This is a genomic window from Rhizobium sp. BK049 (assembly GCF_014193135.1).
GTDB lineage: Bacteria > Pseudomonadota > Alphaproteobacteria > Rhizobiales > Rhizobiaceae > Rhizobium.
In genome coordinates this window covers 296928-310183 of the sequence record NZ_JACHYV010000004.1, presented here as the reverse complement: position 1 = coordinate 310183, position 13256 = coordinate 296928, and the positions used below count along the sequence as shown (strand labels likewise).

Below are 13256 nucleotides of genomic sequence, written 5' to 3'. Positions count from 1 at the left end.
GTTCTCCATCCCGGTGGGCAAACATTAACAACGGAGCAAATCAATGCACGGACAGAAGCGAATTATGGTTACAGGCGGCACCGGATTTCTGGGATCATTCCTGTGCGAAAGGCTTTTGCGAGAGGGCAATGACGTCCTCTGCGTGGACAATTTCTATACCGGCTCGCGCGATAACGTACTGCACCTTCTTGACGATCCTCGTTTTGAAATACTCCGCCACGACATCACATTCCCGCTTTATGTCGAGGTCGATGAGATCTATAACCTCGCCTGCCCAGCATCTCCGGTCCACTACCAGCACGATCCGGTGCAGACCGTGAAGACCAATGTGCATGGGGCGATCAATATGCTCGGCCTGGCCAAGCGCACAAAGGCAAAGATCTTCCAGGCATCGACAAGCGAGGTCTATGGCGATCCGGCGGTTCACCCGCAGCCTGAGGAGTATCGCGGAAGCGTCAGTCCGATAGGCCCGCGGGCATGCTATGACGAAGGCAAGCGGTGCGCCGAGACACTGTTCTTCGACTATCACCGTCAGTATGGCGTGGAAATCCGGGTGGCGCGGATCTTCAATACCTACGGGCCACGAATGCAGACCAATGACGGCCGCGTCGTCTCCAATTTCATCGTTCAGGCGCTTCAAAACGAGCCGATCACCATCTTCGGCAACGGCACGCAAACGCGCTCCTTCTGCTATGTCGACGACCTGATCGACGGTTTCATCCGATTGATGGCGGCGCCCGCCGGGGTTACAGGACCGATCAATCTCGGCAATCCAGGAGAATTCCAGGTTCGGGAATTGGCAGAAATGGTGGTGGAAATGACCGGATCGAAGTCGGGCATCGTCTTCAAGCCTCTGCCGATTGACGATCCGACACAACGCAAGCCCGACATCAGCCGCGCAACGCAACAACTGGGCTGGCAGCCGAAGGTGAACCTTCGTGAGGGGCTTGAGAGAACGATCGCTTATTTTGAGTGGAAGCTTTCCGGCGGAGTAAACAACAGGTTCAACGTCAAGTCCCGGCAAGTGCCCTATCCGCATCTGGCCTCTGCGAGCGTCGAAGTCAATGCTCCCGAAGCCATTCGATAGGGACATGAGCAGCAAGGCCGATCATCGGAAACCGCGGCTCGTTTTCTTTCAATGGGACCATCAGCCCAATGCGAACGCGGCCGGTTACCTGCTGCTGCACATGCAGCAGCAGGTCAAATGCCTCGCCACACATTTCGATGTCTTCGTCGTTAACCGCGACTGCGATTATGCCGAGATCTGCGACAGATACCAACCGGATCTGACGTTGTTTGAAAGCGGTTACCGATCGCATGGCTCACGTCGGATAAAAATCAGCAACATCAATACCCATCTCGCCGTTCCGAAACTTGGTCTTCATAACGCAGATGCATGGTGCGATCGACGCGCCGGCTTCCTTTCCGACATGGAGCAGTGGGGCATCGAGACGTATTTCGCGATCGCAACCATGGCGCCGGAGTATATGCCGGCGGTGAGGGAGAATCTGTTCGTCTGGCCAAATTTCATCGATCCCGAGGTCTATCACGACTACGGGCAGAAAAAGGTCATCCCGGTCACGCTCACGGGTCAGGCCTATGGCCTTTATCCCTGGCGACAGACAGTTTTTCCGATGATCCGCGACCGGTATCCCTGTCTGGTCTCGCCGCAACACGCCTATGAGAGCAAGCTGGCTGCCCAGCTCCTCTCTGGAGAAGCTTATGCGCGGGCGCTCAACGCGAGCTTTGTCGTCCCCACCTGCGGCACCATGGGCGGCGAGGTCGTACGCAAGCATTTTGAGATCCCCGGAGCAATGGCCTGTCTCGTGACGGAGCGTACGGCAGCAGTGGAGGCAGCCGGCTTTGTCGACATGGAGAACTGCCTCTTTGTTGACGGCCGCAACGTGGTCGAGCGACTGGATTATCTTTTTGCCCATCCCGACGAAATAAGACGCATCACAACAGCCGGTTTCAACTTGATCCATTCACGTCATACGTTGAGCCACAGGCCGCAAATATATCAGTGGTTCATGCTGAACAGAGGCCTGCAATTCGGCGAAAAGATCATCCAGTCCGGCCCGTTCGGCGATCTTACAAAGGTCAGGCGTATCTCAAAGCAAGAGAGCGTCCATATCGTCGGGCAAGCAAGCGATCGTGTCTTGCTGAAGCAGGGGGACCTGCTTCTCCAACAGGGTAGGGTGGAGGAGGCCAAGCACTGCTACCTCAGCTGCCTCGACTATGTAACTTACCTGCCCGAAGCGAAATTGCGCCTTGCCGTCTGCGCATTGCAGGAGGGTGACGCCGATCGCGCCTATGACCTTCTGGTGGACCTGATCAAGGTGACCACCATCGAATATGGGGCACGCGATCCGGATCCGGTCGAGTGGGCCTACTTCCTTCTTGCTTTGATCTGCAGAGGCCAGTTTGAGCGGGCGCGGAGGCTGCAAAACTTCTATCCTTCTCTGTCGCATGACGAGTTCAGACGCGCGCGCCTCGTGATCGCTGAACTCGCTCGCTCAGCCGATGGGGTCGTCTCAGGACGGCATGGCATTGATCGGAAAAGCATTCATCAGCTTCCTGATCGAACCGATTCCGAGTGGCTTGCTTGGTTCGCCGATACTCTTGAACAGTGCCGGCAGCCAGATTTTGCAAGCGTTGTTCGTCAGGTTCGGGCTGGCGCAAGCGGTGGTGAGAAAGTAGCACCGCCACAGTTCAAACCTGATGCTGGTTGGCGCCTGCGAGTCTATTCGGGCATAGATGGCCTAATGATCAAGCTGCGCCTGAATGGGTTGAGGCCGAATGTGCCGCCTCTGCCGGAGTTCCGATATTTTTGGCATCTTGCGCGGCGTCTGGTCCCCCATTCGCAGAAAGCTCAGTTGAGCAAGATTCGGCTGGCGCTTTCCAAGCGTCCTTTGGGCACCGGCAATTAGCTGTGGGGAAATGCCACTGCGATAACAAGCACCTAAAGCGTGACACGCGAATCCGGAAGATCGCGGCACGCTTTAGATGATCGACTCGGTGGCGTATTTCCGTGCCGCCACCTCTAGAGAGAAAATGTGCTGGCGATGCGAAGCAAGGTCTATCGCCTGACCGCATCGGCACCGTCAGTTTGCTGCTAAGCCGCCCGAAAGATTACTTTGAAAAAGATCGTTGAGCTTGAACACGACTTCCGTTCTGTTAGTCGCCTTGACCTTTTTCATGATATTGCGGACATGCACCTTCACCGTGCTTTCTCTGAGATTGAGCTCGTAGGCGATGATCTTGTTCGCCTTTCCGCGTCGGAGCGCCTCCACCACTTCTGCCTGACGATCGGTGAAGATGCCGGAGAGCGGACGGGAGGTCGAGTTGCTCGAGTCCAGCAGGTGACGCATGGCGAACAAGGCGCTTGCAGGCACGAATATTCCTCCTGCCACCGACAGCGCGATCAGCTCCATGCAGACGCTGACGCTGACCGAGGCGGGTATGAACCCTTTGGCGCCGTACTCAAGAGCCCTAACGATTTGGCCGAAGTCGTCGCTATCGGCCAATACGATAAGGGGTGTAGACGCGAATTCCGAAGAAAGTTTGCGGATTTGCTCCGAAACGGCTGGTTCATCGACCTTTTTGCCGCCGATGTTCAAGAGGATTGCTGCAAGCGGAGCGTATTCGTCGCGCTTCTGCTTCCACTCCTCAATCGATCCAAACGCCAGAATCTGCAGGTCCGCTTTTTGCGCAGCCATGCATTGCGCCAGGCATTGGCGATCAAGTTCACGATTGTCGAGAATGACAAGCGAATGCGTTTGTCCCGCCGACAACGCGAGTGTGTGCGCGTTATTTTCTATCCTATGAAGAGGTACGTGTTCCTGCCTGAGGTCCAAATTCGGTATAAGTGCTGAATTCACAGCTTCACCCTCCCACTAACACGTTACGCTTCACTACGACCCGAGTACCGACCCCTCTCAATACGGGGGTTTGGGAAACTCTAAAGTAGGAATCGAATACCACAATTCGCGGAACGTTACAGTAGCTAATATAGGCTAAGTACAGGACAACTTACCGTATCGAATTTAAATCCGAAGATAATCCTGAGTATAGACCTAGGTCTTACTACGATGTCTTCCAGATAGTCTATGTTATTATATTTCCGATTTGCCGCGGGCCACTAAACACATGGAAACAATCGCTGTCTTCGGCGTAGGCGCGGCGACGGGTAGGGAGGATGAGCCCGCCACCAATGCTGGTGCAGAGCATACACCAGGGCGTAAGTCGTCATAAGTAGATACGCCTTTGGGTGAATAAGCTTAAACGTTTTGTTTCTTTACTCGGATGACGAAAACAATTCTCTTTGAGGTGATAGAAATATTTGTCCTGTTGGTTTGAAACCTTGGACGCAATCGCCCGATTGTCTGTTTCAACTGAAAATCGGGCCCTGTTAGGAGTAGTAGGGGTTTTCAGGGATGATTGCATCAAATGTCAAGCTGGGTGACGGCAGCGTCATCCACCATCGAGATCTCGTGAATCTGTATGGCTGCACGATCGGCGCAGGAACGCGCATCGGCACCTTTGTCGAAATTCAGAAGAATGTTGTGGTCGGGAAAGACTGCAAGATCTCCAGCCATTCCTTCCTCTGTGAGGGCGTGACGCTGGAAGACGGCGTGTTCATCGGCCACGGGGTCATGTTTACGAACGACACCTACCCTCGCGCCATTAATCCGGACGGCAGCCTGCAGACGGAGGCCGACTGGATACTCATCCCTACACTTGTCAAGCGCCACGCGTCGATCGGCAGCAATGCCACCATTCTGCCTGGCGTGACCATCGGAGAGGCCGCGCAGGTCGGCGCCGGAGCGGTTGTAACAAAGGACGTGCCAGACGGCGCCATCGTCGCGGGCGTTCCGGCTCGGGTAATCGGCCGCGTCAATGACGGACCGGTAGACATGTTTGCGTTGGGAGAAATGGAATGATCGGTATCGCTGTTGTCGGATACGGGTATTGGGGTCCAAATCTGGTTCGTAACATCTCTGAAGCGGCCGGCGCCCACCTTGTTTCAGTCTGTGATCTCAATGTCGAACGGTTGGGGGCCGTCAAAAGCCGGTACCCCGCAATAACGGTCACGGACGATTTCGAGGAAGTCTTGCGCGATCCGAGAGTAGACGCGATCGCCATCGCGACGCCGGTCTCGACGCATTTCAAGCTTTCAATGCAGGCGATGATGGCCGGAAAGCATGTCTTCGTCGAAAAGCCGATGGCAGCGACGGCGGAAGAAGCGTCGCGAATGGTCGATGAAGCTGCGCGCCGACGCCTCGTGCTCGCCGTGGATCATACCTTCGTCCACACCGGCGCCGTCCGGAAAATGCGCGAACTGGTCGAAAGCGGCCTTGGCGACATGTATTATTACGACTCGGTTCGGGTCAATCTCGGGCTCTTTCAGCATGATGTCAGCGTCATCTGGGACCTCGCGGTGCACGATCTTTCCATCCTGGACCACGTCCTGCAGGAAAAACCGGTGGCTGTTTCCGCGACGGGCATGAGCCACGTGCTCGGCGAGCCGGAGAACATCGCCTATCTGACGCTCTTTTTCGAGAGCAAGCTCATCGCGCACATCCACGTCAATTGGCTGGCGCCGGTCAAGGTGCGCCGCACGCTGATCGGCGGCAGCAACAAGATGATCGTCTATGACGATCTCGAGCCCAGCGAAAAGATCAAGGTCTATGACAAGGGCATCACCATGTGTCCCAATTCCGATGCGTACGGCGAGAAGGTGCATCAGATGCTGGTCGGCTACCGCAGCGGCGATATGTGGGCACCCAAGCTCGATATGACCGAGGCATTGAAGCGCGAACTGGATCACTTCGTCGAGTGCATCGAGCAGAATTCCCGGCCCATTACGGACGGGCATGCCGGGTTGCGTGTCGTTCGGGTCCTTGAAGCCGCAAGCCGTTCGCTCGCGCAGCGCGGTCGTATCGTCGAGCTCGAGGAGGCGAGGCGCATCGCATGATCCCCTTTCTGGACCTCAGAGCACAATATCAATCGATCAAGAGCGAAATCGACGCCGCCGTGCTCGGCGTGCTCGCCTCTGGGCAATACATACTGGGCGAGGAAGTCATCCGCCTTGAGCAGGAATTTGCGGATTATTGCAACGTCAAACACGCGATCGCCGTCAACACCGGGACGAGTGCCCTGCATCTGTCTTTGCTTGCGGCGGGCGTTGGTCCCGGCGATGAAGTCATCACCGTCCCATTCACCTTCGTCGCGACTGTGTCGGCTATCTGTTACACGGGCGCAACACCGGTATTCGTCGATGTGGAGCCCGTGACGCTCACGATGGATCCCGCTCAACTCGAGGCGAAGATTACCTCCCGGACCAAGGCGATCATTCCCGTCCATCTCTACGGCCAGATGGCCGATATGGATGGCATAATGGCGGTCGCTGATCACTACCGGATCCCGGTCATCGAGGACGCCTGCCAGGCACATGGCGCGTGGTATAAGGGCGCGCGCGCCGGCAGCATCGGCGCATCGGGCTGCTTCAGCTTCTATCCCGGTAAGAACCTCGGCGCCTGCGGCGAGGGCGGCATCGCCGTCACGAACAGCGATGAGCAGGCCAAGACAATGCGCATGCTGCGCGACTGGGGTCAGGAACAGCGCTATCACCATCTGCTGAAGGGCTTCAACTACCGCATGGATGCCATCCAGGGTGCAATCCTGCGCGTCAAGCTCCGGCATCTCGAAGCCTGGACCGAAGCTCGCCGTTCGCATGGCCGCCGCTACTCCTCGCTGCTTGCAGGATCGCCGCATTTGCGAACGCCTGTCGAGGCTGCCGAGCGGCGGCATGTCTACCATGTCTATGCCGTCAGAAGCAGCGATCGCGACGGCCTGCAGCGTGTGCTCACAGCAGAGGGCATTCCATCCGGTCTGCACTATCCTATTCCCGTTCATTTGCAAAAGGCCCATGCCGACCTCGGTTACCAAGCAGGGGACTTCCCGGTCTCGGAAGCCGCCGCACGCGAGGTTCTCTCCTTGCCGATCTACCCTGAAATGCCCGTACAGCACGTCGATCAGGTCGCGGCTGCGCTGGAGTATGCCTATGTCAGCTAGTCCACGCGAGGCTCGTGTCGTGCAGGCCGTCCACGGCCGCAGCCAGAAGCCGGCAGATCCAGCCTATCAAGCGGGGCTCGCCGAAGAGCTCAGGCAAGCATATGGGCGCGCCGGCCTGATCGAACTCTACGGCCGCTTCGCGACAGGCGACGGCGTCGTCGACGCGCTGATGCGCAAAGCCATCTGGCGGGCTATCACGCGCAGCTGCGGCGAAGGTCTGCAGGTCGCAGGCGGCGCCGGTTTCAAACATCCGGAAACCTTCGAAATCGGCAATGGCGTGTTCATCGGCGCTCAGGCCTACATCCAGGGACGCTACGATGGCACCTGCGTCATCGGCGACAATGTCTGGATCGGCCCGATGGCCTATTTCGACGCGCGCGAACTTGTGATCGAGGATTCTGTCGGGTGGGGGCCGGGGGCCAAGGTGCTTGGCTCGACCCACACCGCACTGCCGATAGACGTGCCGATCATCCGTACGGATCTTGAAATCAAGCCGGTCCGCATCTGTGCCGAGGCCGATATCGGAACGAATGCGACCATTCTTCCCGGCGTGACCATCGGGAAGGGGGCGATCGTTGGAGCGGGTGCAGTTGTCGTTTCCGACGTCGAGCCGTTCTCGGTTGCCGCCGGTGTACCGGCGAAATTCATACGTTGGCGTTCGGAGAATGATCCGATGACGAACATGTCGCGTAAGGAAAGATCATGAGAAACAAACGGGTGCTCATCACCGGCGGTGCCGGTCTGATCGGTTCGCATATTGCCGATCTTGTTGCATTGGAAAAACCTCGCGAGATCATCGTCCTCGACAATTTCGTGCGCGGGCGCCGGGACAATCTCAGCACGGCAATATCAAGCGGCTCCGTCAACATCATCGAAGGTGATATCCGCGACAGGGCACTGCTGGCGAAAACCTTCGAAGGCGTCGACGTCGTCTTTCACCAGGCGGCGATCCGCATCACGCAATGCGCGGAAGAACCGCGGCTCGCCTTCGATGTTCTGGCCGAGGGCACGTTCAACGTCCTCGAAGCTGCCGTGAAGGCAGGCGTGTCGAAGGTCGTTGCTGCTTCCTCCGCCTCGGTGCTGGGGCTGGCCGAAAGCTTCCCGACGACCGAGCAGCATCATCCCTACAATAACCGGACGATCTATGGTGCGGCGAAGACGTTCAATGAGGGGCTGCTGCGCAGCTTCGCGGAAATGTATGGCCTGCGCTATGTGGCGCTGCGTTATTTCAACGTCTACGGACCGCGAATGGACGTTTACGGCGCCTATACGGAAGTGCTGATCCGTTGGATGGAGCGCCTGGCGGCTGGAATGCCGCCGCTCATTTATGGAGATGGCAGCCAGACGATGGACTTCGTCGATGCACGCGACATCGCGCGCGCAAACATTCTCGCCGCAAAGAGCGACGTCACGGACGAAGTATTCAATGTCGCGAGCGGGCAGGAAATAAGCCTCCTGGAACTCGCTCAGATGCTGAGCAGCGTCATGGGCGTTTCACTCGAGCCACAGCACAAAGAAGCCCGGACCGTCAACGGCGTAACCCGTCGTCTCGCTGATATCAGCAAGGCCGAACGGCTCCTCGGTTTCAAGGCGGAGATATCAATGGAACAGGGGCTTCGCGATCTCGTTGCCTGGTGGCAGCAGCAGACCGCCGCGGGAGGGGCGGCAGCATGAGCTCACCTCAATCCACAATTCCAGTCGCCAAACCCGTCCTCGGAGAGGAAGAGGCCGAGGCCGCACGCCGGGTCATCCTGTCGGGGTGGGTCACGCAGGGGCCGGAAGTCGCGGCATTTGAGAAGGAATTCGCGGCGTTCGTCGGCACTGAGCACGCCTGCGCCGTTTCCAACTGCACGACCGCGCTTCATCTCGCCTTGATGGCGGTTGGCGTAGGTTCCGGTGACGAAGTCATCACGGTCAGCCATTCGTTCATCGCCACCGCGAACGCTGTTCGATACTGCAATGCGGTGCCCGTCTTCGTCGATATCGAGCCGGATGGCTACAATATCGACCCCAGCTTGATCGAAGCGGCAATCACGCCCCGCACCAAAGCAATCCTGTGCGTGCATCAACTCGGCATGCCCTGCGATCTCCGTTCGATCGTGGAGATCGGCAAGCGCAATTCGATACCGGTTATCGAGGATGCGGCCTGTGCGACGGGAAGCGAAATCCTGTGGGAAGGGCGTTGCGAAAAGATCGGCAAACCGCATGGCGATATTGCCTGCTTCTCTTTCCATCCCCGAAAGGTCGTCACCACCGGTGATGGCGGCATGCTGACGACTGTGAATCCGGAATATGACCGAAAATTCCGGCTGTGGCGCCAACATGGCATGAGCGTCACCGACGCTGTCCGCCATGGCTCCAAACAGGTGATCTTCGAGGACTATGATGAGCTCGGCTATAACTACCGTATGACCGACCTACAGGCGGCGGTCGGACGGGTGCAACTGCGGCGGCTGCCGGAGCTGGTTGCACAGCGACGGCGATTTGCCTCGCAATATTGCGAGAGGCTATCCACGATCCCAGGTCTGTCGGTTCCGACCGAGCCCCGCTGGGCTCGCAGTAACTGGCAAAGCTTCTGCGTGAGATTGTCCGACGAAATCGACCAGCGAGCCGTCATGCAGGCGCTGCTCGATCAAGGAATATCGACGCGGCGCGGCGTGATGAACATTCATCTCGAGGGCGCCTATTCCGGTCAAAACTCCCATCGCATCGCCACCAACCTGCCGAGAAGCGTTTCTGCGCAGCAGCAAACCGTCATCCTGCCGCTTTATGCTCAGATGACGGAGGCGGATCTCGTCAGGGTCGTCGACACATTGCGCCGGGCCATCATCGACGTCAGCACCGGGCGCGCCGACCATCAGCCCGTTGAGCACGTCGTACCTGCCTGAAGTGACGCCTGCACGAGGCGGCATGTCGATACAACATCAGAAAAGCGCGCATCACTGAAGCGCGCTTTTCTCATGCGAATTTCGTGATCCATCCTCTGACGATTGCGGGCACCGATTCCGGCGGAAGCAGTTTGACCAACATGCGTAGCGAGTAAAGCCCTGTCACGACTGCTGCGACGCAGCCGATCACCATCGCCGCCCATGACGGTAACAGGAAAAAGGCTGAGACGACCAGTCCCGATGCCGGCAGGAAGAGAAACGCGTGCCTGCGATTGGCGCGCGACCAGCGAAAGCCGGTGAGGCGATACACGATCACGTAAATCAGAATACTATGCCAGACGTAGAGGCCGAAGAACGCCGCGCCGGCTCCTGTCGTGCCGAACTTTGATACGAAGAGCCACGCCAGCCCCACATGCACCAGCGTTGCTGCGACCTCCGTCCAGAAGAAGATCGTCTGCGCACCCTTCGCCAGGACGATGAAGCCCATCGGCCAAGCGACGATCCTGAGCATCATTCCAAGGCAGATCCATCGCAGAAGCTCCACGGCCCCATGAAACTCCGCGGAATAGAACATGCTCATCACGAGCGGGGCGAGGGTCAGGGTGGCGATCAGACCGGGGCCGGCCAGTAGCATGCTGATTTCCGCCTGCTCATTGACCAGCCGATTGCACTCGACATCGTTGTCCACGATTGCGGTCAAGCGCGGATAGAAGTCTGTCCCCATCGCCTGCAGGATGAAACCGGCGTAGAGGCCGCCAAGCGCCCAGGCTGCCTGGTACAACCCCGCCGCCACAACGCCTCCTTCATTCAGCACGATGATGCGGATAGCATAGGCCGCGCCGAAGGTCAGAAGTCCGCTTGCCATGAAAGCGACGCCGAGCCTGAACAGGGCTTTCGCTTCTCGGCCGAACTGGCGCGCCGACATCGGCGGTGGCTGCGTGGATATTTGTTTGCTGTACCACCAGGTGGGAAGAACCGAGACGGCCGCGATCGCCACGAGAGAGGGTACAATCGCCTTTTCGCCGAACAGATAAATCAACGGGATGCTGACAATCGTGCCGAAGAGTCCGGAGAGCACGTTGATGCGGGCAAGATTGGCAATGCCCCGCAAGCCCTGGATCAAAGCAGCCTGTCCGGCAGACACAATGCGAAAGAATACGGCGAGGGAAAGCAGCACAATGCCGCCGACGTGCTGGTAGTCGCCGAAGGTGAGATTGGAGACCGGAAAGGCCAGCACCGCAAGCAACAGCCCGCCGAACAACCCGAGCACCAGCGAGATGCGTCTGAGCGCTGTCGCCGACCGCGCGATCCTCTCTCCGTCGTCGGCGCCCGCCGCCTCGGCGACCCGGCGCACACCGCTGCTGCTCACGCCCAGACCAGCTATTGCCTGCGCGATATCGAGGATTGCCCCGTAAAGGCCGATAAGCCCCACTCCTTCCGGCCCGAGCAGAACAGCCAGGGCTTTGTTGCGAACGATGCTGAGAGCGACATTCACCAGCGAGGAACCGCCCATCAATATCGTCGACTTCAAGATTTGGGTATAAGACTGACCGCTGGGTGGGATCATGCGCAAGGTCATCAGATATCCCTAGCTTTTATCCTGTCGGGCAGCATCTCCGACGCTTTACCCCGGGCCCGGCGCCCAACGCAGCTTCGGAGATGCGCGGCGCGCGCGGTCTTCTTGAGACCGTCATATCGCTCATGATATTCGAGGCGGCGGGATCTCACATCTCTCGGTCTCACGGCCGCTTTCACCGTGATCGTGCTTTCGCCACAGGTCACTGGCTTGCCCGATTTGCAAGCGTCTCTGGCTCCATCTCCCCAGATTGATCGGAGGTGGGCTCGGACGGCTCGTCCGAAATTTGCGGCCGAACAACTCTCACGACGTCACCCGGCGCTAGCGTCGTCGTTTCTGAGGCTTGGAATTGATCGATTCGTCCTTCGTTACGCCGGCTGACGGTAAAAGTGATCGGGAGCTCCACGCTGCGGTTTTTCAAGCCGTCGTCGGCAGCAAGTTCATCGATAAGCAGCTTCTGCGTCATCTCACGCTTCATTTTGAGCTGATCGAGATTTGCCCGTTCCGCCTGCGCTTCGACCGCGACTTCGCTCCGACGCGTGTCGGACAGGCCCTCGAGGTTCCGCGTTGTCTCGCTAACTGCCTGACGACCCCGCATGATGGCGGTAACCAGGTCGAGCTTGTCGGAACGGTAGGTCGTCAGCAACCGTTCCAGGTCCAACTGCCTCGACGAGATCGTGAGGCCTTTCTGCACCAGGGACTTGACGCTGGTCAGCTGGTCCTCAACTGATTTGATATTATCGTCTGCGCCCACCAGTTTCTCTTCCAAAGTCGAGATTTCGGTGGTCAAAAGTTCGCGCAGTTCCGTGAGCGCCTTTGACTGCCGCTCCAGCGCATTTGCACGAGCTTGAAAAATGACCCTCTCCTCGCTGTATATCCCAGCGGAAAATTGCTGATCGGCGCCCGCCGCCTGATCGAAGGTAATTTCCTTCGCACCGGCCATCTCGGCCTGGAGTCGCGACAGTTTCGCCGTGCTGCGCAGGATGGAGTGATCGATTTCCCGCAATTCGCCGACGAGCTTGATCGACTCCGTTTGCAGCGGAGTTTTCGAGCGAAACGGGCCGCCGCTCATAGCCAGGGATTGCAGAACGGTAAGCCCGGGACGAAATTTATATTCTCCGGGCGTGGTGACGTCTCCCACAACATAGATTGGTGGATATTCGAGAATTTCGATCGTGACCGCGGGTGGCTGAACCAACCCGATTTTTTCCTGCAGGCGCTTGGCGATCTCGTTTATGAGATTGGTTTTTTCGAGATTGCCGACGGAAAGGGATCCGAGAAAAGGCAAGAAAAGCGTGCTCTCATCCGAGACCGTGTATTCGCCGCCAAGCGCATCCCATCGTTCATATTGGCCTTTGGATTGCACCCATTGGACGATCGTCAGACGGATTTTCGTTTGCGGAGGCAAGGACGCGCTATCGGCGAGAGCCGGCGACATCGCTCCGCCAAGAAAGGCGAGTGCGCCGATGGCAAACGTCGTGCGAAATAGCAGCTGGAGGATGCGGTGCGATGAATTCATATACATATCTCGCCTGCGAAACATTCTTCAACGGATGCTGATCCAATCCCTTGACGCTGTTCGACCGCCGGCCGGCAGGTCCGAAGCCACATCGTTAGTGTGCAGTCTGGCGAAGGCTTGAGGAAGGTGAAGGTCGTTTGCTTTGCCTCATCACTATTGATGAGATAGGGTGGGTGCCTCAGTCTAAATCGAGCAG

11 protein-coding genes are annotated in these 13256 nt (G+C 58.0%); 8 read left to right on the top strand and 3 right to left on the bottom strand.

Annotated features, from left to right (window positions below):
• Nucleotides 1-43: 43 nt before the first annotated feature.
• Together FHT70_RS06660 and FHT70_RS06655 are read left to right on the top strand one after the other, a co-directional pair.
• Complete coding sequence (locus FHT70_RS06660) at nucleotides 44-1087, top strand: UDP-glucuronic acid decarboxylase family protein (protein ID WP_183699684.1); 1044 nt, start codon at nucleotides 44-46, stop codon at nucleotides 1085-1087.
• Between the two features lie 4 nt (nucleotides 1088-1091).
• Nucleotides 1092-2930, top strand: coding sequence for a glycosyltransferase (locus tag FHT70_RS06655; protein ID WP_183699682.1), 1839 nt, complete (start codon nucleotides 1092-1094; stop codon nucleotides 2928-2930).
• Nucleotides 2931-3104: 174 nt separating this feature from the next.
• Here FHT70_RS06655 and FHT70_RS06650 read toward each other — a convergent pair whose 3' ends face one another.
• The gene (locus FHT70_RS06650; protein ID WP_183699680.1) at nucleotides 3105-3881 is read right to left on the bottom strand and encodes a response regulator transcription factor; all 777 of its coding nucleotides are present in this window, start codon (nucleotides 3879-3881) and stop codon (nucleotides 3105-3107) included.
• Nucleotides 3882-4436: 555 nt separating this feature from the next.
• Between FHT70_RS06650 and FHT70_RS06645 the strand changes: the two genes are divergently transcribed.
• The 6 genes from FHT70_RS06645 to FHT70_RS06620 are packed head-to-tail and all read left to right on the top strand — an operon-like array spanning nucleotide 4437 to nucleotide 9965.
• On the top strand, nucleotides 4437-4943 hold the full coding sequence (locus tag FHT70_RS06645; protein ID WP_183699678.1) for an acyltransferase: 507 nt from the start codon (nucleotides 4437-4439) through the stop codon (nucleotides 4941-4943).
• Nucleotides 4940-5977 (top strand): Gfo/Idh/MocA family oxidoreductase, encoded by a 1038-nt coding sequence (locus FHT70_RS06640; protein ID WP_097601717.1) that lies wholly within the window; start codon nucleotides 4940-4942, stop codon nucleotides 5975-5977. The genes FHT70_RS06645 and FHT70_RS06640 overlap by 4 nt, the downstream gene beginning before the upstream one ends.
• On the top strand, nucleotides 5974-7077 hold the full coding sequence (locus FHT70_RS06635; RefSeq protein ID WP_183699676.1) for a DegT/DnrJ/EryC1/StrS family aminotransferase: 1104 nt from the start codon (nucleotides 5974-5976) through the stop codon (nucleotides 7075-7077). The genes FHT70_RS06640 and FHT70_RS06635 overlap by 4 nt, the downstream gene beginning before the upstream one ends.
• Nucleotides 7067-7783, top strand: a complete 717-nt coding sequence (locus tag FHT70_RS06630) for an acyltransferase (protein ID WP_097601719.1) — start codon at nucleotides 7067-7069, stop codon at nucleotides 7781-7783. Before FHT70_RS06635 ends, FHT70_RS06630 begins: the two co-directional genes overlap by 11 nt.
• Nucleotides 7780-8751, top strand: a complete 972-nt coding sequence (locus FHT70_RS06625; RefSeq protein WP_097601720.1) for an NAD-dependent epimerase/dehydratase family protein — start codon at nucleotides 7780-7782, stop codon at nucleotides 8749-8751. Before FHT70_RS06630 ends, FHT70_RS06625 begins: the two co-directional genes overlap by 4 nt.
• The gene (locus FHT70_RS06620; protein ID WP_183699674.1) at nucleotides 8748-9965 is read left to right on the top strand and encodes a DegT/DnrJ/EryC1/StrS family aminotransferase; all 1218 of its coding nucleotides are present in this window, start codon (nucleotides 8748-8750) and stop codon (nucleotides 9963-9965) included. The genes FHT70_RS06625 and FHT70_RS06620 overlap by 4 nt, the downstream gene beginning before the upstream one ends.
• A gap of 70 nt (nucleotides 9966-10035) precedes the next feature.
• Here FHT70_RS06620 and FHT70_RS06615 read toward each other — a convergent pair whose 3' ends face one another.
• Nucleotides 10036-11544, bottom strand: coding sequence for an O-antigen translocase (locus tag FHT70_RS06615; protein ID WP_097601722.1), 1509 nt, complete (start codon nucleotides 11542-11544; stop codon nucleotides 10036-10038).
• Nucleotides 11545-11743: 199 nt separating this feature from the next.
• A complete protein-coding gene (locus FHT70_RS06610; RefSeq protein WP_176536413.1) occupies nucleotides 11744-13060 on the bottom strand; it encodes an SLBB domain-containing protein in 1317 nt (438 codons plus the stop codon).
• Nucleotides 13061-13256: the final 196 nt, after the last annotated feature.

Coding starts and splice junctions, on each gene's coding strand:
- FHT70_RS06660 (WP_183699684.1), top strand. CDS start 44: ATGCACGGACAGAAGCGAATTATGGTTACAGGCGGCACCGGATTTCTG.
- FHT70_RS06655 (WP_183699682.1), top strand. CDS start 1,092: ATGAGCAGCAAGGCCGATCATCGGAAACCGCGGCTCGTTTTCTTTCAA.
- FHT70_RS06645 (WP_183699678.1), top strand. CDS start 4,437: ATGATTGCATCAAATGTCAAGCTGGGTGACGGCAGCGTCATCCACCAT.
- FHT70_RS06640 (WP_097601717.1), top strand. CDS start 4,940: ATGATCGGTATCGCTGTTGTCGGATACGGGTATTGGGGTCCAAATCTG.
- FHT70_RS06635 (WP_183699676.1), top strand. CDS start 5,974: ATGATCCCCTTTCTGGACCTCAGAGCACAATATCAATCGATCAAGAGC.
- FHT70_RS06630 (WP_097601719.1), top strand. CDS start 7,067: ATGTCAGCTAGTCCACGCGAGGCTCGTGTCGTGCAGGCCGTCCACGGC.
- FHT70_RS06625 (WP_097601720.1), top strand. CDS start 7,780: ATGAGAAACAAACGGGTGCTCATCACCGGCGGTGCCGGTCTGATCGGT.
- FHT70_RS06620 (WP_183699674.1), top strand. CDS start 8,748: ATGAGCTCACCTCAATCCACAATTCCAGTCGCCAAACCCGTCCTCGGA.
- FHT70_RS06615 (WP_097601722.1), bottom strand. CDS start 11,544: ATGACCTTGCGCATGATCCCACCCAGCGGTCAGTCTTATACCCAAATC.
- FHT70_RS06610 (WP_176536413.1), bottom strand. CDS start 13,060: ATGAATTCATCGCACCGCATCCTCCAGCTGCTATTTCGCACGACGTTT.